At 37.2% G+C, this 23,163-nt stretch carries 19 protein-coding genes and 4 pseudogenes; 3 read left to right on the top strand and 20 right to left on the bottom strand.

The window, feature by feature from the left end; genetic code table 11:
* Nucleotides 1-406: 406 nt before the first annotated feature.
* From QWZ06_RS12865 to QWZ06_RS12915, 11 genes and pseudogenes are all read right to left on the bottom strand, one after another.
* Nucleotides 407-2,080, bottom strand: a complete 1,674-nt coding sequence (locus QWZ06_RS12865; RefSeq protein ID WP_290298543.1) for an NADPH-dependent assimilatory sulfite reductase hemoprotein subunit — start codon at nt 2,078-2,080, stop codon at nt 407-409.
* Nucleotides 2,081-2,111: 31 nt separating this feature from the next.
* A complete protein-coding gene (locus QWZ06_RS12870) occupies nt 2,112-3,404 on the bottom strand; it encodes a diflavin oxidoreductase (RefSeq protein ID WP_353960014.1) in 1,293 nt (430 codons plus the stop codon).
* Entirely contained in the window at nt 3,341-3,820 is a 480-nt protein-coding gene (locus tag QWZ06_RS12875) for a flavodoxin domain-containing protein (protein ID WP_290298544.1), read from the bottom strand. Before QWZ06_RS12875 ends, QWZ06_RS12870 begins: the two co-directional genes overlap by 64 nt.
* Nucleotides 3,810-4,643, bottom strand: a pseudogene (cobA, locus tag QWZ06_RS12880) (uroporphyrinogen-III C-methyltransferase); the annotation flags it as partial. The pseudogene cobA and the gene QWZ06_RS12875, both read right to left, overlap by 11 nt.
* A gap of 36 nt (nt 4,644-4,679) precedes the next feature.
* A pseudogene (cysK, locus tag QWZ06_RS12885) lies at nt 4,680-5,590 on the bottom strand (cysteine synthase A).
* A gap of 28 nt (nt 5,591-5,618) precedes the next feature.
* Complete coding sequence (gene epsC, locus QWZ06_RS12890) at nt 5,619-6,449, bottom strand: serine O-acetyltransferase EpsC (RefSeq protein ID WP_290298545.1); 831 nt, start codon at nt 6,447-6,449, stop codon at nt 5,619-5,621.
* Between the two features lie 5 nt (nt 6,450-6,454).
* Nucleotides 6,455-7,693: a sulfate adenylyltransferase subunit 1 gene (locus tag QWZ06_RS12895; RefSeq protein ID WP_290301354.1), complete on the bottom strand. Its 1,239-nt coding sequence runs from the start codon at nt 7,691-7,693 to the stop codon at nt 6,455-6,457.
* Nucleotides 7,694-7,798: 105 nt separating this feature from the next.
* Nucleotides 7,799-8,707, bottom strand: coding sequence for a sulfate adenylyltransferase subunit CysD (cysD, locus tag QWZ06_RS12900; protein ID WP_290298547.1), 909 nt, complete (start codon nt 8,705-8,707; stop codon nt 7,799-7,801).
* Nucleotides 8,708-8,719: 12 nt separating this feature from the next.
* Entirely contained in the window at nt 8,720-9,433 is a 714-nt protein-coding gene (locus QWZ06_RS12905) for a phosphoadenylyl-sulfate reductase (RefSeq protein ID WP_290301355.1), read from the bottom strand.
* A gap of 80 nt (nt 9,434-9,513) precedes the next feature.
* A complete protein-coding gene (locus QWZ06_RS12910) occupies nt 9,514-9,930 on the bottom strand; it encodes an RrF2 family transcriptional regulator (protein WP_290298548.1) in 417 nt (138 codons plus the stop codon).
* Nucleotides 9,931-10,036: 106 nt separating this feature from the next.
* Nucleotides 10,037-10,891 (bottom strand): AraC family transcriptional regulator, encoded by an 855-nt coding sequence (locus QWZ06_RS12915; protein WP_290298550.1) that lies wholly within the window; start codon nt 10,889-10,891, stop codon nt 10,037-10,039.
* Between the two features lie 89 nt (nt 10,892-10,980).
* On the opposite strand from QWZ06_RS12915, the gene QWZ06_RS12920 reads away from it, so the two are divergent.
* Nucleotides 10,981-11,961 (top strand): polysaccharide deacetylase family protein, encoded by a 981-nt coding sequence (locus QWZ06_RS12920; protein ID WP_290298551.1) that lies wholly within the window; start codon nt 10,981-10,983, stop codon nt 11,959-11,961.
* Between the two features lie 44 nt (nt 11,962-12,005).
* Complete coding sequence (locus tag QWZ06_RS12925) at nt 12,006-12,392, top strand: DoxX family protein (RefSeq protein ID WP_290298553.1); 387 nt, start codon at nt 12,006-12,008, stop codon at nt 12,390-12,392.
* A gap of 67 nt (nt 12,393-12,459) precedes the next feature.
* Here the strand turns inward: QWZ06_RS12925 and QWZ06_RS12930 are convergent, their stop codons facing one another.
* From QWZ06_RS12930 to QWZ06_RS12970, 9 genes and pseudogenes are all read right to left on the bottom strand, one after another.
* Nucleotides 12,460-12,957, bottom strand: a complete 498-nt coding sequence (locus tag QWZ06_RS12930; RefSeq protein WP_290298555.1) for a GNAT family N-acetyltransferase — start codon at nt 12,955-12,957, stop codon at nt 12,460-12,462.
* Between the two features lie 102 nt (nt 12,958-13,059).
* A complete protein-coding gene (locus QWZ06_RS12935) occupies nt 13,060-13,485 on the bottom strand; it encodes an outer membrane protein assembly factor BamD (RefSeq protein WP_290298558.1) in 426 nt (141 codons plus the stop codon).
* 203 nt (nt 13,486-13,688) lie between these two features.
* The gene (locus QWZ06_RS12940) at nt 13,689-15,845 is read right to left on the bottom strand and encodes a M43 family zinc metalloprotease (protein WP_290298559.1); all 2,157 of its coding nucleotides are present in this window, start codon (nt 15,843-15,845) and stop codon (nt 13,689-13,691) included.
* Between the two features lie 84 nt (nt 15,846-15,929).
* Nucleotides 15,930-17,195: an NAD(P)/FAD-dependent oxidoreductase gene (locus QWZ06_RS12945; protein ID WP_290298560.1), complete on the bottom strand. Its 1,266-nt coding sequence runs from the start codon at nt 17,193-17,195 to the stop codon at nt 15,930-15,932.
* A 14-nt stretch (nt 17,196-17,209) separates the two neighbouring features.
* Nucleotides 17,210-18,207 (bottom strand): annotated as a pseudogene (locus tag QWZ06_RS12950) (4-hydroxyproline epimerase).
* Nucleotides 18,204-19,004 carry an aldehyde dehydrogenase family protein gene (locus QWZ06_RS12955; protein ID WP_290298562.1) on the bottom strand — a complete coding sequence of 267 codons (801 nt, stop codon included), beginning with the start codon at nt 19,002-19,004 and terminating at the stop codon, nt 18,204-18,206. The pseudogene QWZ06_RS12950 and the gene QWZ06_RS12955 overlap by 4 nt, the downstream one beginning before the upstream one ends.
* Nucleotides 18,941-19,687 (bottom strand): aldehyde dehydrogenase family protein, encoded by a 747-nt coding sequence (locus tag QWZ06_RS12960; protein ID WP_290298564.1) that lies wholly within the window; start codon nt 19,685-19,687, stop codon nt 18,941-18,943. The genes QWZ06_RS12955 and QWZ06_RS12960 overlap by 64 nt, the downstream gene beginning before the upstream one ends.
* 15 nt (nt 19,688-19,702) lie before the next feature.
* Nucleotides 19,703-20,606, bottom strand: a pseudogene (locus QWZ06_RS12965) (dihydrodipicolinate synthase family protein).
* An 88-nt stretch (nt 20,607-20,694) separates the two neighbouring features.
* Nucleotides 20,695-21,579 carry an AraC family transcriptional regulator gene (locus QWZ06_RS12970; protein WP_290298566.1) on the bottom strand — a complete coding sequence of 295 codons (885 nt, stop codon included), beginning with the start codon at nt 21,577-21,579 and terminating at the stop codon, nt 20,695-20,697.
* A 186-nt stretch (nt 21,580-21,765) separates the two neighbouring features.
* Here QWZ06_RS12970 and QWZ06_RS12975 point away from each other — a divergent pair, with 186 nt between their 5' ends.
* Nucleotides 21,766-23,160 carry an aminopeptidase P family protein gene (locus QWZ06_RS12975; RefSeq protein ID WP_290298567.1) on the top strand — a complete coding sequence of 465 codons (1,395 nt, stop codon included), beginning with the start codon at nt 21,766-21,768 and terminating at the stop codon, nt 23,158-23,160.
* The last annotated feature ends 3 nt before the right edge of the window (nt 23,161-23,163 follow it).

The raw sequence follows: 23,163 nt of genomic DNA on the forward strand, positions 1-23,163 counted from the left end.
TACTTCCTTTACGCAAAGCTTGTCACTTCAAATCACTTAAGTGTTTAAAAACTTTTGTGATTGTTGTTTTTTCATTTTTAAACCACAAAAGGCACAAAAGTTATTATTTTAAACACTTTAGTTCACTTAAGAGAGTTTAAAATGCTGTGGTATAAAAGTTCACATAAGATGAAAATCGTAGATTTTCATAATACTAAAGTGTACTTTATCTGTGAATAGCTTGTCACTTAAAAAATACTTAAGTGTTTAAAAAGCTTTTGTGACTTTTGTGGTTTAAATAAAATTCAAACAGCCTGTATATATTGTTATTATTGAAAATCAACAACACATACACATTCGCTCACTTAGAAGAAATGGTTGATGTTTTTTTAGTTTTTTCTGATCATAAAAAAGGCTAGTCATATTTTCAGTTTAAGGTTTGTAAGTAACGGTATGAAAAGTCACCAAATGTTTCTTCTGTATGCTTTTCATTGACATAGATTCCGAAAAGTTCATCCAGCGTGGTCAGAATTTCTTCTTCGCCGATATTTTCTCTGTATTTTGTATTCAGACGCATTCCCAATCGATCACCTCCGATATGAAGATTGTATTTACCATAAGCCGTTCCTACAAATCCGATCTCAGCATTGGGAGAACGTCCGCATCCGTTAGGACATCCGGTCATTCTGATGGTAATATCATCTTCAAGAAGACCATATTTTTCAAGAATAGGTTCTATTTTGGTAACCAAAGTTGGCAAATAACGCTGTGCTTCTGCCAAAGCTAATGAACAGGTATTCAAGGCAACACAGGCAACAGAGTTTTTACGCAGGGCACTTGCTTTTTCAGTGGCTTCTGAAATTCCATACTCTTGTAAAAGATCTTCTACTTTTGCTTTATCTTCTTCCTGAATATCAGCAATAATCAGGTTTTGGTTACAGGTAAATCTGAAATTGACATTCGCTGTTTGAGCGATTTTCAATAATCCTGATTTTAAAGGATAACCTTCAATGTCAAGAACTCTTCCATGTTCTACGAAAACAGTATAAAACCATTTCCCTTCATGATTTTGAGTCCAGCCATAGCGGTCTTTTCTCTGTTCAAACTTAAATGCTCTGGCAGGTTCAAAACTGAAGCCTGTTCTTTTTTCTACTTCGGTTCTGTACTGATCGATTCCAAGTTTATCAATGGTGTATTTTAATCTTGAAAGCTTTCTGTCACTACGGTTTCCGAAATCCCGCTGTACGGTAATGATTTCATAAACGGCTTTTAAAGCTTTTTCCTCGGAGTCTACAAATCCAAGAACAGAGGCAAGACGAGCGTAAGTAGCTTCATTTCCGTGTGTTGCACCCAATCCGCCTCCTGCTGCGATATTATATCCTACGATTTCATTGTTTTCAATGATGGCAATCAGGGCAATATCATTAATAAAGACATCTACATCATTGTTAGGAGGAACGGCAATTCCGATTTTCAGCTTTCTCGGAAGGTATCTGTCCTGATATAAAGGATCTTCTTCAGTTTTTCGGTCTACAATTAATTCATCATCAATCCAGATATCATAGTAAGACTTGGTTTTTGGAAGACACATTTCACTGATTTTACCTGCTAACTCATAAGTCTGCTGGTGCAATGGAGATTCTGATGGATTGGCTATACACGTCACATTTCTGTTGACATCCCCACAGGCCGCAATAGAGTCAAGGTGATTGATATTAAAATTCTGAATGGTTGGTCTTAAATGGGACTTTAAAATACCGTGCAGCTGAAGCGTCTGACGGGTTGTTATTTTGATAGTTCCTGTAGAATGGTCATTCGCAATATCATTCACTCCGATCCATTGATCTGAAGTTAAAAATCCGCCGGGAAGCCTTAGTCTTATCATGTAGGAATACAGCCATTCCAGTTTTTTGGAAACACGTTCTTCCCTTCTGTCTCTGTCATCCTGCTGGTACATTCCGTGAAACTTGATTAAAGTCTGATCGTCTTCTCTTATCGCTCCGGTAAAATCATCGGCAAGGCTTTCCTTCAAGGTTCCTCTGAGTCCGTTGCTTTGGGTTTTAATTCTTTCTACAGGGGAAAGATTATCATTATGGCTCATAATTGTTTTCTTTTAAGGGTGTGGGTACTTTTTAATAAACATCTTTAGCATATCGGCCGTTGAGCTCCATTTCTTCCAGATAATGAACAGCTTCTTCCTGACTGCGTTTTCCCTGATGCTGGATAATATTGAGCAGAGTATTTTCTACATCACGGCTCATAGGTTCTTTGGTTCCACAGACATAGACGGAGGCTCCGTTTTCTAACCAGTAAAAGACTTCCTGTGCTTTTTGCTCCAGTTTGTGCTGTACATATACTTTCTCAGCTGTATCTCTTGAAAAGGCAAGATCCAAGTGGGTTAAGCTTCCTGTTTTAAGGAAATCCTGAAGTTCGGACTGATAAATGAAATCTGATACAAAGTTTCTATCACCAAAAAATAGCCAGTTCTTCCCTTCTGCTCCTGTGGCATCACGTTCCCAAAGGAATGATCTGAAAGGAGCAATTCCGGTTCCTGGGCCAATCATGATGACATCTTTATCCGGTTCCGGTAATCTGAAATGTCCTGCATCCTGAATATAAAATTCAACTTCTCCGCCTTCATGGAACTCGCTGAGATAACCGCTGCACAGACCATTATGCTTCTGGTGGTCAATAAAGAATTCCGATCTGGCAACGGTAATATGAATCTCATTTTCGCCATGTGCTTCCGGAGAAGACGATATGGAGTACAGACGTGGTGCCTGAGCGGTCAGAATCTGGATTACTTCTTCAAATTCTTCTGCATTTTTCACAGGATAAATTCTTAACAGATCCAGAAGGCTTAAACGGACTTCCGGAATAGAATGTCCGGTGATTTTAGCATATTGAGCCACTACAGTTTTGAGTAAATAGCTAATATTAAGATGTTTGTGTAAAAGCTCTTCTACACTGTCTGTCGTCTTCGAAGTTTCGATCTTTTTTTTAGGATCAATACCTGTTACAGCAATAATTTCATCGACTACAGATTTTGAATTGAAAGGAATAATTCCCAAAGCAGCACCAGGCTGATAGCTTAAAGCTTCCTCTGTTTCTATTTCAATATGATAGGTTTCTTTTTCGGAAGTAATATCATTCAGATTGATAATCGCGGATACTGTACCCTGGTATTTTTTTCTTCCTGTTGAAGCTTTCTGAGCAGATGGATTTTTAACACTGCTGACAGACGTTTTATTGACAGCTTCAAAAACATGATCAACCCAGTTTTGGGCTTCCTGTTCGTAATCAATATCACATTTTTTTAATGGAATAATTCGTTGTGCACCAAGAATTTCAAATCGGGAATCTATGTCTTCTCCTGTTTGCAGAATAAAGGATAGCTGCTGTCTCCCAGTGCCAGAACTCCAAATTTTAGGTGACTTAGATTACTTTCATTTTCATAGATATAATCATAGAATTTCTTAGCCAATACCGGTGGATCTCCTTCTCCCTGAGTACTGATAACTACAAAGAAAAACTCTTCTTTAGCTAAGTCTTTAGGCTTATATTGAGAAAGATCGGCTAATTTAACCTGAATTCCTTTTTTCTTGATGATTCCGGCAAGAGCTGTTGCCAGTTTTTTACTGTTTCCGGTTTCTGTGCCATAAGCCAGGGTGATTTTCTTACCCGTATTGTGTTCCGGCAGTGTTACCTGTAAAGGAGGCTGTACCCCTGTAATAGGAGCTCCGGCTAATCCTGCAAGGTATCCGCTTGCCCAGATCGATTCATCTCTGGAAAAATCACTGGAGATCTGTTTAAGAATATTTAATTTAGTTTCAGACAGCATATTCGAAGAAATTTTGAGTTTTTGGGACTAAGCTTCCGTTTTCAACTGATTTAAAATAAAGACCTTCCTGCTCTGTATTTTCCAGCCAGGAGAATTCCTCATGAAGGTTCACCACTTTTCCTATCACCACCAATGAGGGTGAGGCAAAGGCTTTATCACCAAGTGTTTTACTAAAATCCTCAAAAGATGAGGTGTACACTTTTTGGTAAGGAGTTGTGGCCTGTTCAATCACAGCGATTTTTTTCTCGTTGGAAATATTCAGTTCAATGAACTTTTCTACAAGACTGGTCAGGTTTCCTTTAGACATATAGAATACAAGCGTATCCTGAGTATGAGCAAGATCTTTCCAGTATTCATCTGTCAGAATTTCAGATTTATAATACGTGAGAAAACGAACGGAGGTGGAATATCCTCTGGCTGTTAAAGGCATTCCGGCATACGCCGCAGCTCCCAAAGCAGCTGTAATTCCGGGGATAATCTCAAATGGAATATGATTTTCTTTCAAAGACTGAAGTTCATCCAGAATATTGGAAAAAATAGACACATCTCCCCCTTTAAGTCTTACGACTGTTTTGTTCTGTAACGCATAGTCTACCATTAAAGTATTGATAAGTGATTGAGGAGTAGACGCATTTTTACTGCATTCTTTGCCTACATAGATAAGTTCTGTGTCTTTATTAACATAAGTTTCTAAAATTTCAGGACTTACCAGACGGTCAGCAAGAACAACGTCTGCTTTGGCAATAGCTTTTACGGCTTTTACTGTGATCAAATCAGGGCTGCCGGGCCCTGCACCGATAAGGTAAACCTTAGGTGATTTATTGTTGTGTTCATTGAAATCGGTGTTAGTTAAAGGATTTTAGAAGAGTCCTTCAATAGAAAGATACCTTTCTCCGGTATCGTAATTGATGGTAAGAATTTTAGCTCCGGGTTGTATTTCCGGTAATTGTTTTGCGATAGCAGCTAAAGCGGCTCCTGTAGAAATTCCTACAAAAAGACCTTCTTTTTTAGCGGCATTAATGGCATATTCATAAGCTTCATCCTTCCCTACTGTGATTACTCCATCCAAAAGGGTAATATCTAAAATGGAAGGTACAAATCCGGCTCCAAGACCCTGTAATGGATGTGGTGCAGGACTTCCGCCGCTCAATACCGGAGATAATTCAGGTTCTACTGCAATGACTTTAAGGTTGGGAAGTTGTTGCTTTAATGCTTTGGCAATCCCTGTGATATGTCCGCCGGTTCCTACTCCTGTAATCACATAATCTAATCCTTCAGGGAAATCTTTAAAATTTCCTGAGCTGTCGTTTCAACATGTACTTTTACGTTCGCAGGGTTGTCAAACTGTCTCGGGATCCATGAATTAGGAGTTTCTTCTGCCAGTTCATTAGCTTTCTCGATGGCTCCTTTCATTCCTTTTTCTCTTGGGGTAAGGACAAATTCAGCACCATAGGCTTCCATGATCTTACGGCGTTCTATACTCATACTGTCCGGCATTACCAGAATCAGCTTATATCCTTTTACTGCGGCTACCAATGCTAACCCGATTCCTGTGTTTCCACTGGTAGGTTCTATGATAACGCTGTCTTTATTCAGTAATCCTTTGGCTTCTGCATCTTCAATCATTGCCAATGCAATTCTGTCTTTAATACTTCCGCCTGGGTTGCTTTTTTCCAATTTGATCCAGATTTCATGATCTGAATTGAACAAGTTGTTAATCTTTACGACTGGTGTATTTCCAATGGTTTCTAGGGCATTCTGAAATTTCATATCAATACAATTTTTTGTTTTTTCTGTTTTATATTACAAAGGTTAATGATTCCGGTAAGGGATTGTTATCCTTTATTCTTATTTCACTTTTGTTATAGACCAGGGAATTGGGCGGGACATCCTGTGTGATCCACACATTTCCACCTATAACGCTTTCCCTGCCTATGGTTGTATTTCCACCCAAAATCGTAGCTCCTGAATAGATGATGACATGGTCTTCAATATTCGGATGTCTTTTCTGGTTGGCTTTTTCTTTAGAGACATTCAATGCACCGAGGGTTACTCCCTGATATATTTTGACATGATCGCCAATAACGGTAGTTTCTCCGATAACAATTCCGGTTCCGTGATCGATGAAAAAATATTCTCCGATCACTGCTCCCGGATGAATGTCTATTCCTGTTTTGCTGTGGGCATATTCTGAAATAACACGGGGTAAAACAGGGACTTCCTGATTCCAGAGCTGATGCGAGATCCTGTATACATAGGTTGCAAAATATCCGGGATACGCAAGGTATATTTCTTCCAGAGAGTCTGCTGCCGGGTCAAATTCAAGGATAGACTGCGCGTCCTGAACGAGATGGCCGTAGATTTGGGGTAAGGCTTCAAAAAAAGCATTCACCTGTACTTCGGTAAGGTCTTTATCTCTCGTGATTGTATTAATCAGGACTGAAAGATGATCGTGCAGTTGAGCAAAATCCTGTTTCAGCTGGTCAGGAGTATTCGTTTCTTGTGGAAGAAACAATACTTTATACAATTCTGTTACAAAAACCTTTACTCTGGCTCTGTCAAAGAATCCATGGGTTTTATTCTGTTTGCTCTGATGAATTCTTTCTATAAAATGATGGGTAACTGGCATATTCTTTACTGAATTATGCAGGCAGCAACCGTTGAATTAGAAGTTTCATCTACCAAAATTGCAGAGCCTGTTCTTTTGTTATTGATAAAACTATCATAGACCAAAGGTTGTGCCGTTCGTAGGGTTACTTTTACCACTTCATTCAGTTTGATGTCTCCTTCTGCTTTTTCCTGGGTAAGGGTATTCACATCAATCTTATAATCAATCTCTTTCACAACGGCTCTTATCAGTCTGCTGTTCTGCTGTAAGAGGTATTTATTACCAGGCTGCAATGATTTTTGATCGAGCCAGCATAACAGAACTTCAAGGTCTTTTTCAACTACAGGGAGCTGTTCTTCGGTAGCAAAAATATCTCCTCTGCTGATATCTACATCATCGTTTACATGAATCACAACAGGCTGTCCTTCAAAAGCTTCTTCTTTTTCAATTCCGTTGATCTCGATTTTAGCAATTTCAGTTGTAATTCCTGCTGGAAGGATTTGGATTGGGTCTCCTTTCTGAAACTTTCCGCTTAAAATCTGTCCTGCATATCCTCTGTAATCATGCAACTCTTCAGTCTGAGGACGAATGACATATTGAACCTGAAAACGGCTGCCGGTATTTAACTCTTCATTCAGGGTTACATTTTCCAGATATTCTAAAAGCGAAGTCCCCTGGTACCAATCTGTCTGAGCTGATCCTGAAACAATATTGTCTCCTTTTAATGCTGAAATCGGGAAATAGCTTACCTCATTTAATCCAAGACTTTCTGCAATTTTAGCATAGTCTGCTTTAATGGTTTCAAATACTTCCTGTGAATAATCCACCATGTCCATTTTATTAATGGCTACAGCTACTTTTTTCAATTTTAATAACGATGCAATGATAGAATGTCTTCTTGTTTGCTCAATTACTCCCTGACGGGCATCAATCAGGATTACCATCAAATCGGAGTTGGAAGCTCCGGTAATCATGTTTCTTGTATATTGTACGTGACCGGGTGCATCGGCAATGATAAATTTTCTTTTTGTGGTAGAAAAATACCTGTATGCAACATCGATGGTGATCCCCTGCTCCCTTTCAGCACGTAAGCCGTCCGTAAGAAGAGCAAGGTCTACCCCGTCATCATTTTTATTTTTAGAATGTTTTTCCAGTACTTCTAACTGATCCTGTAAAATACTTTTACTATCATATAGCAGTCTTCCGATCAAGGTACTTTTACCGTCATCTACGCTTCCTGCTGTTATAAATCTTAATATATCCATCTGTTTTTGTTTATGAGTAATGAATAATAGGTAATGAGTAATGGTGAATTCCATAAGTAAAAAAGTTGTCATCTAATCACTTATTACTCATTGCTAATTACTTATCTAAAAATAGCCTCCTTTTTTACGATCTTCCATTGCCGCTTCTGTCACACGGTCATCAATTCTGGTTTCACCACGTTCAGAGATTCTTGTGGCCACAATTTCTTCAATCACAGCATCAATTGTAGTTGCTTTAGATTCTACTGCTGCAGTGCAGGTCATATCTCCTACGGTGCGGTATCTTATCTTTTTTGTAGTGATGATATCGCTGGTTTCAAGAGAGGCATGGTGAGAATTGGCGATCCATTGTCCGTTGAGGTCTACTACTTCTCTGTCATGCGAGAAGTAAATGGAAGGAAGGTCAATTTTTTCTCTTCGGATATAGTTCCAGATGTCGAGTTCCGTCCAGTTGCTGATCGGGAATACCCTTACATTTTCTCCTTTATGGATTTTTCCGTTGAAGATGCTCCATAATTCCGGACGTTGAAGTTTTGGATCCCATTGTCCGAATTCATCACGAACAGAGAAGATCCTTTCTTTGGCGCGGGCTTTTTCTTCATCTCTGCGGGCGCCTCCGATACAGGCATCAAATTCAAATTCTTCGATAGTATCCAGTAAAGTAAAGGTCTGCAGCCAGTTTCTGCTTGGGAATTTTCCCTTAGGCTCTGTTAATCCTTTCTTTTGGATGGTATCTTCTACTTTACGAACTACCAAGTCAACTTCCAGCTGATTAACAAGTTCATCTCTAAAGTTCAAGACCTCAGGAAAGTTGTGCCCTGTATCTACATGAACAAACTTGAAAGGTATTTTTCCGTAACGGAATGCTTTGGATGCTAAATGAGCCAGTACTATACTGTCTTTTCCACCGCTGAATAAAAGTGCCGGGCGTTCAAACTGTCCTGCGACTTCCCTTAAAATGTAAATAGATTCAGCTTCCAACTGATCCAGGTAATCTAAATGATATGTTGACATGTTTTTCTTTTTTTATTGATGAATATGGAGACCGCATTCCTTTTTGTTGGCATCTTCCCACCACCAGCGGCCTGCTCTGAAATCTTCTCCTTCCCGAATAGCTCTTGTACAAGGCTCACATCCGATGCTTACAAATCCTTTTTTATGAAGATAATTGTACGGAAGCTGATTGGTTTTTACGTAATCTGTCACCTGTTCAGTGCTCCAGTGCAGAAGCGGATGAAATTTAATGATCTGATTATCTTCGTCCCATTCCAATGACGGCATGTTCTGTCTGTTTGGGGAATGTTCAGCTCTTAAACCGGTAATCCAGACTTTATATCCTTTCAAAGCAGATTTCAGTGGATGTACTTTACGAATGGTACAGCATGCTTTTCTCTGCTCTACGGACTGATAAAAAGAATTGGGGCCGTTTTCTGAGACAAATTTTTTCAGTTCTTCAGTATCCGGGTAGTACGCTTTGATCTCTTTTTTGAAGAAGGCTTTTGTAGAAGCCCAGGTGTCATAAGTCTGTTCAAAAAGTCTCCCGGTGTCCAATGTGAAAATATCAACATTTAGATTTTTTATTAAATGAGTGATCACCTGATCTTCGTAACTGAAGCTGGTTGAAAATACTACTCTACCAGGAAATTTTTGTGTAACCAATTGTAAAATATCCTGTTGAGAAGATTGCCCGGAGGTTTCTTCCCTAAGTTTTTCAAACTCGCTTTTCAAACTATTTTCCATTTCCATTCCAATTTGTTGATGCAAATATATATAAAATTCTATAACTCCTATCAAAATAGTAGAATTTAAATGAAAAAAAATTATTTTTTATTGATAAACTTGGTCAAAGTGGCCTCCATCATACTTTTTCTTGTTTTCTCACGAACGATAATTAATTCATTTCTAAGGTAACATTCTGCTTCGTCTACACAATCGTCGCACGCTTCGTCGAAGTTTAAAGATACACAAGGTGTTAATGCAATTGGCCCATCAAAAATACGGTAGATATCCGCCAATGATACTTCATCGGGTGATTTTAACAGGTAGTATCCACCTACTTTCCCCTGTTTACTGTTAACAAGTTTGGTTCTTTTAAGCTCAAGAAGGATTTGCTCCAGAAATTTTTTGGGAATGTTTTCATCCTGTGCAATAATCGAAGTGGACAGATAGCCTTGATTGTAATTTCTTGCTAATCTGACCATTGCTTTCAGCGCATATTTGCAACGTTTGGACATCATAATCTACGCAAGGTATAACAAATTATCTGATAAATGAAATGTTTTTATGGAAGGAAAATATCGTTTCATCAATAAAGGATGGTTTATCTATGATGCTTTGAAACATTTACGAAGTTTTATTCTCTTTTTTAAAGGCAGATGGAGATTTGCTCCTGTAGGTTTTGAATATTTTATTGAAATGACTAACATCATTAAAACCAAGTTTATCTGCAATTTCGCTGATGTTATAATGGCTTTGAAGCAACAATTTTTCTGCAGCTTTTACTTTATATTGGATAATATGCTGCTGAATAGAAAAACCTGTTTCTTTTTTGATATAGATGCTGATGTAATTTGGGGAAAGCATAAATTCTTTGGCCATGTTTTCTATTTTCATTCTGTCTGTATCCAGAAAATTCACATTAATATAATAGAGAATTCTGTCAATTCTGCTTACATTTTTAAAAGCCCATTTCTGATTTGTAGTGTTACTCATGGTATTTCTGACGAGAATAGTGAAAATCCCTGAAAAGAGGTCTGCTGTAACTTCTTTGTTGTATAGTCCTTTATAACTGAATTCATGCAGGAGAATCCGGGAAAGCTGAAGCAGGTGTTCTCTGTCTGTTTTACTTTTAATCACTGATTCATAAACAAAAGATCGATCTTCTATCAGAAGCTGAATCATTTTTTTAAGCTCATTTTTCTTGTTCAACAAAAAGTTTTTCCAAATATATTCTTCTGTAAATTTTATATAGATGAATCTTGTTTTGTTCTGAATGGTAAATTCATGAGCATCACTGGGTCTGAGAAGAAACACATCTCCTTTTTGGTATGGGAACGTAATGCCGTTCAGATGGTGGGAGCCATTTCCGTTTTCTATGATAATGAGTTCGTAGAAGTTATGATTGTGATATTCAATATCCCAGATTTCTTTTTCAATTCTGAAAATATTGAATGAATTGAAGTTGACAATTCTTTTCATGTAGAATGGATTTTTACAAATTTATGATTAATTTTTACAATAATAACAGGTGTATTAATAGCCAATTTTGCAAGGTAAATACATCTAAAATGAAACATATAAAACAATCCGTAATGATGTTTGCGGCAACAGTATTTTTGATATCTGGTTTTAAAGCTAATGAAAGAACCAAGAAAGGGAACCCTGAAAAACAGAATCTTTCTGTGACAAAGAAACATTGGCCCAATGGGGCGCAATTGGTCATTTCAGTATCCATGCAGTTTGAAACGGGAGGCCAGCCTGAAGGAGCTGAAAGCCCGTTCAGTAATACTCCACTTCCTAAAGGCCAGCCGGATCTTCCTGCAGAAAGCTGGTATCGTTATGGTGGAAATGAAGGGATGTACAGAATGCTGGATCTATGGAAAAAATATGATATCAAAGTAACTTCTCATGTAGTAGGAACAGCTGCTGAGAAATATCCGGAAATTGCAAAAGCTATTGTAAAAGGCGGACATGAGATTGCTGCTCACGGGATTTCCTGGGATAATCAGTGGAATAAAAGCTATGATGAAGAATTACAATTTATAAAACAAGGCGTAGAAGCTGTTGAAAAGCTTACAGGGCAGAAAGCTGTAGGTTACAACTGCAACTGGCTGAGAAGAAGTCCGAATACCCTGAAAGTCTTACAGGAACTAGGATTCCTGTATCATATTGATGACCTTAGCCATGATGAGCCTTTCATCACTAAGGTAAAAGGGAAAAATTTTGTAGTCATTCCGTATACCCTTCGTAATAATGATATTGTAAATATAGAAGGAAAACACTGGAGTCCCGATCAGTTTCTTGCCCAATTGAAGTTTGAATTTGACAGACTTTACGATGAAGGAGCTACCAAAAGAAGAATGATGAGTATCAGTTTCCATGACCGGATTGGCGGAACTCCTGCAATGGTACATGCAATGGAAGAATTTATTAAATATACCAAAGAGAAACAGGGCGTTGTCTTTATGAGAAAAGATGATATTGCTAAAATGGTGATGAATGATCCAAATACTCCGGTTGATAACAGTGAGGCAAAGTTTAATAACTAATAATTTGTTTTTCAGATTAAAATAATAACTCAAAACATATTTATATGAATAAAAAAACATCCTATTTCTTCCTTCGCTTATCGATGGGAATTAATTTTTTCGGGCATGGATTGGTTCGGTTAACCAAACTTCAGGATTTTACTGAAGGAATGGTGAAAGGCTTTGAAAAAAGCTGGCTTCCTCTATTTTTTGTACAAATATTTGGTACAGCACTTCCCTTTTTGGAGTTTATCATTGGGCTTATGCTTATCATTGGTTTCAAAACGAGAATTGCAGTTGTGGCAGGCGCTTCACTGATTATTTTACTGTTGTTTGGCAGCAGTACGATTGAGAATTGGGAGGCTATGGGAATTCAGATGATCTATGCAGGACTGTTGTATATCCTGATCTATAGAATAGATGATAATTATCTTTCTTTAGATAAAAAATAGGGAGAGAGCTGAGAAAGAGAAGCCCGGTCTATTAAACTTAGCCATCTTATCTTTCTCAGTTCTTAGTCTACTGATCTTTTGAAAATAAGAAATAAGCTAATTCTTTACCTTCTCTTTTCAGATTTTCCAATTGTTTAAATCCACTTTTTAGAAGGACTTTCTGTGAACCAATATTATCAAGGTCTGTTAATGCAACAATATCTTTCTGATGGTTTAATGATGAACAATAATCAACAAGGGCTTTACAAACTTCAGTTCCAAGGCCTTTTCCCCAATAGCTTTCCCCTAATGTATACCCTATTTCTATTTGTTCAGGGTTATCAAGGAAGGTTCTGGCCAGACACATTCCAACAAAATCGTGATTCTGAGCATTGAAAATCCCCCACCTGCTGAAAGACCCGTCTTTATAATCTGAAAGGGCTTTTTCAAACATTTCTTTGTATTCATCAGGAGTTTTATAGGGCAGATAGCGAGTTACATTTTCGCTTTCAAAGAGATTCAGAAATAAAATAAATTCCTGAGGAGTAAATTCACGAATGATGATCGTATCGTTTTTATAGTTCATAGGAATAATTGAGTTTGAAAAACAATGAATAAAATTACATAAATAAATCTGTAATTATTGTTATTTATAATCCTTTTCTAAGATTATATAAAAAGTAAGTTTTTAAATGTTAACTTTATTTTTAAGTGCTAATTCTTGTAACTTATAAATTGTAGTTTCTTCATTAATGGATCCTTCTTTGATATCATGTAATAGTTCTTCCAATGTTACTTTATAGAGATTAGCTTCATTGTGCGTTAAAAAAGATATGATCTCATTCAAAGCATGATCATAATCTTTCAATTCATAGTAAGATAAATATTTTATTTGAGAAGCATATTCATTTTTATGATCTTTTTGTAATAATCTGTTAGCTGTAGCAATTGCTAAGTAATATTCTTCAATATTATAATAAGAATTTGACAAAAATAGCAATCTGAAAATTTCAGATTTTAAAGGTAATCCTTCCAAATTTTTTAAGATCTTAATGGCTAATTCATATTGTTTATTGTCCATCAAATCTTTAGCTTTATGTAATTCTGTAATCATGATATCATCTTTATAATAGATAAGGATAATCTGAATTTGAGATCAATAAATTACATAAAATAAAGGGATAGTTTCCGTTGAGACAGGGTAATATTCATCAATAAATAAAAAAATGGACTTAAAAAATTAAGCCCATCTTTTATTCAACAAGTGAATAACTAAAATATCAATACTAAATTATTTCATTAAATGTATGTTTTATCCTATTTTTTAATGAATTTTTGGGAAGATTTTCCTAAAGAAGTTTCAATATCAATTAAATAAGTTCCGCTTAGGAAATGTTTAACATCAACCTTATCACCAATAACTTTGGCATTCATTTTTCTTCCGGACATGTCGTAAACAGAAATTGATTGAACTTTCCCTTTTGTTTTAATATACAATACATCAGAAACCGGATTCGGATAGATAGATGTTTCTGAGTTTGTTGTATCAACTTCGGAAGTGAATAATGGTGATAATGATAATGCACAAGGCGTTGTAATACTGCCATTTGGTTGTGTATTATAGGCAAACTCAGTTACAGAATAACCAGAACCATTGGCTCCAACATTCAGTTTGAAATAGCCGTTAATATTGTAGCCTTCGAATTGGTTTCTAAAACCAACATAAGCTGTTTGTCCAGACCAGGTAGTGTATGTAGGGGTGTACACGTCAAGTTGTCCGGGAGTACCCGTTGGATAACCTATATTATTTGCATTACTTATAGTGGTGCAAGACGGAATTAAACTAATATTTCTTGTCCCTGCCCCACATACTAATCCTTTCCAATAGGTTTCCAATTTTAATTGATTGGCTCCATAGTACCAAGCGCCATACCCAGCATCATCACTAAGCTCCGGGTTAATGATAAAATATTTCCAAGTTGCTCCGGAGTTGGTTGTTACTGTTGTTGGTGTTGGATTGGCATAACTTTCCAGAGGAATTCCTGTAACTATTTTATAAGGATCTTTGTAAGAAAAAGTTAATGCCAAAGATGTAGTTGATCCTAATGAAGTTACACCTCCTGTTATAGCCGGATTTAGGAATGTAATTGATGAATTCAGAACCTGACTTTTAGGATGACTGGTTGCTGCACCATTTATGGTAAGTGTAGCAGTAGTAGGGCTTGTAACGGCTATAGTTGCTGTTTGTCCTGCTGGTAATGAAGAAGTGAAATGTGTTCCTGCAGTAAGAGTTGTTCCATTCGATACGGCAAATGTTGCTCCGTTTAGTGTAATCGTTGATTTAGGGGCAGATGCTATTGTTCCATCTAATGACACGGCTCCATTATTGTTTAAGTTCTCTGTAAAGGTACTGTTGCTAAGCGTTAATTTAGGCGGAGTATTGGCAACTCCGGTTGCTGCTAAGTTGGCAGGCTGCCATAAATTTATTCTTGACGGGTGATTTAATGCGGCTAACATTCTGTTAATTTGTCCATTGGTAAACATTTTATAACAACCAGCAGAACCGTTGTATCCCATATAGTTTTCAACGTTCACTCTTTGTCCAAGACAATTGTTTCCGGTTGTACATCCTAATCCGGAAGAATTATTTTCTACTGGGGTGTCAGCAACTCCGTCACCATCATTACTAGGGTTCGCAGTCGAACAAAGAACATTGAACGTGTGTTGAAGATTTAGCCAATGCCCAAATTCGTGAGTGAATGTATCAGAAAACTCGTTTGAAGCCAGAGTTCCTGCAGCATCATATATATAACGGCCATTATAAACAACTCTTGCTGTATTTACTGAAGACATGTATGAATCCGGATACCAGGCAACTCCTGATTGATATAAATCTTTATTAGCATATAGATCATTTTGTATATACACATTCATATACTTTGTATTATCCCATGCATCTGTGCCAATTTGTGCATCATATCCGCCTCCGTTGCCATATCCACTTTTGAAAGGGTGAAATACCACTCCGCTTGTTGCTTTTCCGGTTGGGTCAATTTTAGCTAAGCGGAATTCAATACTTAATGTACCCCTAATAGGTTGGAAGTAAGAATCTATAGTGTTTGAATCAGTATTAATTCCATTGAAATTTAAGTTGATTTGTTGCAGCAAGTCAACTACTTTTTGGTAATTTACTTTTACATTACTCTGAGATTCTCCATACACATGAAAAACCACAGGGATGATATAGGTGGGAGCATTGACCTTTTCATTCAATGGAGTTTTGTTTGATTCCATTTTTTTTACAAAATCTTTGGTGAATTTTTCAAATTTTTCATATTCAGCCTTAGATTCAGGGTGCCGTTCAAAATGATTTTTCATCATTTCATCTGCTTTACACTCATGAGGTCTATTTTCCTGAGCAAAACCTATTATTGGAAATAGGGAAACAAGTAGTAGTAATTTAAATTTTTTCATGATTTTTTGGATTTGTTTGTTAATAAATTATTTGAATAGTCAAATTGTTTTAGGCATAATTTTTTGTGTGTTATGTGGTGTTTTCTAATTAAATCTTTCAGGGTTGAATATCTTTATCTCAACTGTTGGCTTTTGGTCATTGGCCAGCTCAGAAACTGTTTTTCCGAAAATAGGTCCGAGACTTAGTCCCATCATGCCACCGCCGCCTGCGATGATCAAGTTTTTTAATTGGGAAGATTGTCCCAGATATGGAAGTCCATCCGGAGCACAAGGTCTGTAACCAAACCAGATTTCCGATTCTTTGGGTAATTTAACCTGAAAATCTGGCAAATATTTAGGAATAGATTGTACGATTCCCTCTACTCTTTTCATATTAATTTTATCCTGATGGGAAGCCAGTTCCATAGTTCCTCCAAAACGGATATGCCCGTTCATTGGTGTTACCGCTACTCTTGCTTCTAATAATAATGCAGCATGCTCCAATCTATGGATTGGGTTCTCAGGAGTATGCATGAAAGAATAACCTTTCCCTGGCATCAATTCAATTTTAATCCCTGCTTTTTGGGCGAGTTCCGGCAAAAATGAACCTCCAGTCATTACAAAACGGTCTGCTGAAAACTTTTTACCATTGGCTATGATCGCATTTATGGTTTTCCCTGCAATTTCATATCCTGTTACTTTATGCTGTGTGTGGAAAATAACACCACTACTTTTAAGGTAAGAAATCATTTGTTTCATCAGTTTCATGGGATTCATGTGACCGTCACATTTGTAATTGATTCCTCCGATGACATCCAGTTGAGCATTAGGCTCTAGCTCCTGAATTCCTTTTTTATCAAGAATTTCAACGGGCAATCCTAAACTGATGGCTTTATGAGCAAGTTCTGTTTCCTCTTCGGCTACTTTTTCCGTTTTATACAGCATCAGAATTCCGTTTTGATTCAGTTCAAAATCGAATTCAGGATTTTGGGCAATTTCATTATAAAGACTGCTGCTTGCCAAATTAAGATCCCTGATGGCTGTTGCTGAGCGGTCTACATGGTTCTGATTGGAATGTTTCAGAAATTTTAAACCCCAGGATAATAATTGAGTGCTGAGTGAAGGTTTCACATAAAACGGACTTTTACTGTCAAACATCCAGCGAATGCCCTGTGCCACAACTCCGGGAGCTGCCAATGGAGTGAAATGGCTGGGTACGATCATTCCTGCATTGCCATAAGAGCAATTATTAGTAAGATCATTCTGTTCCAGAATTTCTACCTCCCAGCCTTTTTGTAAAAGATAATACGCTGAACTGAGTCCTGCTATTCCTGCACCGATAATAAGTGCTTTACCTTTATTTTGTGTCATACTTTTTACAAACTTTACATTACCTGAAAGCCCTGCCAATAAGGATCTTCATCATCAATAATAATCTGATTATAACCGGTAATTCTTGCCCAACCTTCTACTGACGGAACAATAGCCGGTTTGCCATCAACGGTAGCAGTGCCTTCAATTCTTCCAATAAATTGGGAACCGATATAGCTTTCATGGATAAACTCTTCCCCTTCTTTTAGCTTTCCTTTAGCATACCATTGAGCCATTCTTGCTGATGTTCCCGTACCACAAGGGGAACGGTCTAAGGCATTTCACCTACTAATACGGCATTTCGTCCGCTAGCTTTAGGATCTGTAGGATTTCCTGTCCATTGAATATGGCTTAATCCGGAGATGTGCTCATTTTCAGGATGAATGAATTGATATTTTTCATTGAGTAATCTTCTGATGATCTTCCCATAATGAATGAGCTGGCTGGCTGTAAAATCTGAAATATCTCTAAAATTCTCCTGAGGATCAATGATAGCATAAAAGTTTCCTCCATAAGCGACATCAGCCTTTATTACTCCAAGATCGGGACATTCTACTTCAAGGTTTTCGGCGTAAAGAAAAGATTTCACATTGGTCAACTTTACTGATTTTACTTTTTTTCCTTCCTGTATATAATCTATGAGAATGAGTCCGGCGGGTGTTTCCAGTCGAAGCTTTCCCGGAATTTTAGGAATTACTAAACCTTCTTCTATAGCAATGGTGACAGTTCCGATGGTGCCATGTCCACACATGGGAAGGCAGCCACTGGTTTCAATGTATAAAACTCCAATATCATTTTCTTCATCAATAGGAGGATAAAGAATACTTCCACTCATCATATCATGGCCGCGAGGTTCAAACATTAATCCTTTTCGAATCCAGTCATATTCTTTCATGAAGTGAAGTCTGCGTTCCATCATGGTATTTCCTTTCAAAATTGGGCCACCGCCTGCAACAAGACGTACAGGGCAACCACAGGTATGGGAATCTATACAAAAAAATGTTCTGTTCATATTGTTTCTAATTTTAATGATCCTGAATGAATTTCTCCATCCACCATTCTGCTAATTTGTAAAGGATTTTCGTTCTTTAGTTCTTCCGGTAAAAATTCATTCGGCCAATTTTGAAATGAGATGGGACGAACAAATCGCTTAACAGCATCTGGCCCTACAGACGTAAAACGGGAATCTGTAGTAGATGGAAACGGCCCACCATGTTGCATCGCATAAACAACTTCTACTCCGGTAGGCATTCCGTTGAATAATAATCTTCCACATTTATCTTTCAAAAGATTGATCAATGCTGAGTTTTCAAATATATCATCACGAGTTGCCGCTACAGTAATGGTTAATTGACCTTTTAATTTTTGAGCAATTTGTATGAATTCTTCCTGATTTTCGCAAGTGACAATAATTCCAAAAGGACCAAACACTTCTTCACTCAATACAGGATTATTGATAAAGTTCTGGGCATTGGCTGCTATAACAGCAGCACTTCCTTTTCCTTCTTCTGTTTCTATGGCTGCGATTACATCAATATCAGGCTGTGCTACTGCGATTGCTTTATGTTTTTCAAAACTTTCATATATTCCTGTATGAAGCATATTGGAGGGGATAATTTCTTTAATTTCATTTTTTATTGCAGCAATAAAACGATCCAATGATTCTCCTTTAACTGCAATAAATACTCCCGGATTGGTACAAAATTGCCCTGCTCCTAACGTTAATGAGGAAACATATTCTTTGGCTAAGGTTTCTGCTTTATTTTCAAGAAGATATGGGAGTGCAAATACCGGATTGATACTTCCCATTTCTGCAAATACCGGAATAGGGTTTCCCGACGGTTGGCTATATCAAACAATGCTTTGCCACCACTGAATGAACCGGTAAATGCTACTGCCTGAATATCCTGATGCTGCGTTAAATAAGCGCCAATCTCATAGGTTGTTCCGGTAATATGGCTAAAAATACCTTCCGGCCATCCGAATTCTTTTACAGCATTCGTTATAACATCAGCCATGATTTGAGAGGTCATAGGATGAGCCGGATGAGCTTTTACAATCACAGGACATCCTGCTCCTATGGCACTTGCAGTATCACCACCTGCGGTGGAAAAAGCAAACGGAAAATTGCTGGCTCCAAAGACCACTACAGGCCCTAATCCTATAGTATACTTTCTGAGATCTCCTTTCTGTTTTTCAGGCTGGGCAAGATCAATTCTTGGTTCTGTATATATTCCGGAAGCTACCGCTTTCGCATAACTTCGCCATTGGCCTACTGTTCTTGCTTTTTCACCTGTAAGTCTTGCCAGAGGTAATGAGGTTTCAGTATGAGCGGTAGTTAAAAGTTCTTCACCTAAAGCTTCAATCTGATCGGCAACAGTATTCATAAATGCTGCCCGTTCTTTTATCGTTGTATTTTTAAGGAATTGATAAGCTTCAGAAGCCATCTGAATGCTCAGATCAATATTTTGTTTTGATGTTTCTTCGATCATAGCTTTATTCTGATGTTAATTCAATACCGGACGGTTGGTTCTGCCCTCTTCAATAATCTTGTTAACTCTTTCTGCTTCTTCACCCTGAAGCTCAAGACGTGGTGCTCTTACATATGGATTGCTTATTCCTTCAGCGGTGGCAGCCAGTTTAATATATTGGATCAGCTTTGGATGAATATCCAGTTCTAGCAATGGCATAAACCATCTGTAAATAGCTACGGCTTTCATATTGACCTGTTTTAGCATAATTATACATGGCCATTGTCTCGTTGGGAAAAGCATCTACCAATCCTGCAACCAATCCATCAGCACCAAGTAGTAAGGTTTCAAGACAAATAGTATCTACACCACCAAGAATTTTAATCCTTTTTCCAAAACGGTTGATCATTCGAGTTACATTCGCCAGATCTCTGGTAGATTCTTTCACTGCCTGAATGGTTGGATATTCAATAAGCTCATCAAACATTTCTAAGGTTACATAAATTCCGTAATCAACAGGATTGTTATAAATAAGAATAGGAAGATCTGTAGCACTAGCCACAGCTTTGAAATATTCTACCACTTCACGGCTGTCTGCTTTATAACGCATTGGCGGGAGAAGCATTAATCCATCCGCTCCCAGTTCTTTTGCTTTTTGGGCAAAGCCTACTGCATTTTTGGTAGTATTTTCAGAAAGGTTAAGAATAACGGGAATTCTGCCTTGTGTCATTTTTTTTGCATATTGGAGAAGTTCAAACTTTTCTTCGGTTTCCAAGACACTGGCTTCTCCTAATGTTCCGGCAAGGATAATTCCATGAACTCCGGCTTTAATCTGGGCTTCTGTATTGACTGCAAACATTTCAAAATCAATCTTTCCCTCTTTTGTAAAAGGAGTTAATACAGCAGGATAAATCCCTTCCCAGTTTAGTTTTGTACTCATATCAAATAATATTTATTCAAAACTAAGTGAATTTTAAAATAATAAATGTTAATATTTTAATGTATTCTAACCGTATTTTAACATGTTGTTATTCATGATCCATAGTTGCTTCTTTATAATGCTTCAGATATTCTTTTGGGGAGTATTTCATAATAGATTTAAAAACCCGGTTGAAATTGGTAAGGCTGTTGAATCCACTGTTAAAGGCAACAGAAGAAATACTGTACATACTGCTGGAGGTTAATAATCTGCAGGCTCTTTGCACCCGTAATTCATTAAGGTATTGAATATAGGTAATTCTGGTACGTTTTTTAAAAGATCTGCAAAATGCCTGTGGTGTCATACATGCTTTTTTTGCAATCGCGTCAAGAGTAAGTTTCTGCTGGGTGAAATTTTTCTTAATATAAGTTTGGGCATCAATAATTCTCTGGTCATTGTCAGAAATATGATTGGGAAGGTTCTTTTCTGAAGATAAAGGAATATGCAGATGCCTGTTTTGCATCAGGTGATTAAGAATCTTTATAAAGTCTAGAATCTGTTCTATGCCTTGGGTCTTGTGCAGGGCTGCCATGCTCTCACCCACGTTTGCTTTTAATTTTGATGCCACCTGAAATCCTATTTTTGAGTGTTCAATGAAGTTTTTAAGCTCTTCAAATTCAGGTAAATCAAAAAAAGCAGCTATTTTTTTATCAGGATCAAAAAATATAGAAATGGCATGAACTTTCTGCTTTTCATTTTCATCAAAATCTCCTTTGAAAACGTGGGATTGATTGGCACCCAGATAAAAAATATCTCCGGGTTCAAAGGTAAAGAGGTTTTGTTCTATCGCCAGAGTACCATGTCCTTTAAGGATCCACATGATCTGTGTCTCCGTATGCCGATGGAAATAAGGATAGAAATTAGGCATAATATCTTCCTGAATACGGATACTTTTGTTGGTATCGGCAGGAACTGAGAACTGAAGACTCTTCATACAATCAATATGTTATGAAATTAATGAATGGGAATGTTAAAATATTGCCGAATTTAAGCAAAATATGAACATTAAGTATGATATTAAAATACAACCTTTACATATTTATTATTTTAATGAATAAATGGCTATAAATAGTACAAAATCGTAACTTTAAACTTTTAAAATAAAAAGTATTCATAATATATGTTTTCAGCACAGACTTATCAAGACAGAAGAGCCGTATTACAGAGCAATGTGGCTAGTGGAATTCTATTGTTTTTAGGAAATATAGAAAATCCTGTAAATTTTGAGCATAATCCTTATTATTTCCGTCAGGATAGTACTTTCTTGTATTATTTTGGAATTCAGGAGCCAAAGATTGCTGCTATTATTGATATTGATGAAAATAAAACCATTGTTTTCGGAGATGAACTGAGTATTGATGACATCGTATGGATGGGAAGACAGGAAACATTAAAAGAAAAGAGCCAAAAGTCTGGTGTACAGGAAACTTTACCCTATTCGGAACTTTCTCAATACCTTCTGAAAGCACAGGCATCCGGAAGAAAGGTACATTATCTTCCTCCTTATCAGCCTTCTAACAAAATCTTATTAACAGACCTTTTAGGGATTAATATTGCAGCATTACAGCCTTCTGTGGAAATGATTAAAGCTGTTGTAAAGCAACGTTCCATAAAAGAAGCCCAGGAAATTGTGCAGATCGAAGAAGCGGTGAATGTCTCTAATGAAATGCATTTACTGGCCATGCGAATGGCTAAACCGGGTATTAAAGAATACGAAATAGCCAATGCTATTCAATATCTTGCTGCTAATAAGGAGTGCCAGATGTCTTATCCGCCGATTGTTACCATCAATGGAGGCATACTTCACAATCATTATCGTCTGAATACCTTGAAAGATGGAGATCTTTTCCTAAATGATTCCGGAGCAGAAACAGCTATGGGATATGCAGGAGATTTAACAAGAACATTTCCTGTAAGCAAAGCCTTTAGCACAAAACAAAAAGAGATCTATGAAATTGTTCTGAATTCATTCAATAATGCTCATCATCTTTTGAAACCTGGAGTTAAATTTATAGATATTTATCTGAAAGCATCTCAGTATTTGGTAGAGGGACTTGTTGATTTAGGGTTAATGAGAGGTAATCCTGAAGAGGCGGTGAAAAATAACGCTCATACTCTGTTTTTCCAATGTGGATTGGGACATATGATGGGATTGGATGTACATGATATGGAAGATCTTGGCGAGCAGTATATTGGGTATACTGAAGAAGAGCCCAAAGATACCCAAACATTTGGTCTTAAATCTTTACGTTTAGGAAAGGCTTTGGAACCAGGTTTTGTAGTAACTGTTGAACCAGGAATTTACATGATCCCGGAACTGATTGATATCTGGCAGGCTGAAAATAAAAATGCAGAATTTATTAATTATGATAAAGTAAATGAATACCGAAATTTCGGTGGCGTTCGTGTAGAAGACGACTTCCTGATTACTGATGATGGGTACCAACTCCTTGGAGGTGGATTAATTACAACCGTTGAGGAAATTGAAAATTACAGAGCAGAATATTTAGCTTAACAG

Source organism: Chryseobacterium tructae (genome assembly GCF_030409875.1).
Lineage (GTDB): Bacteria > Bacteroidota > Bacteroidia > Flavobacteriales > Weeksellaceae > Chryseobacterium > Chryseobacterium tructae.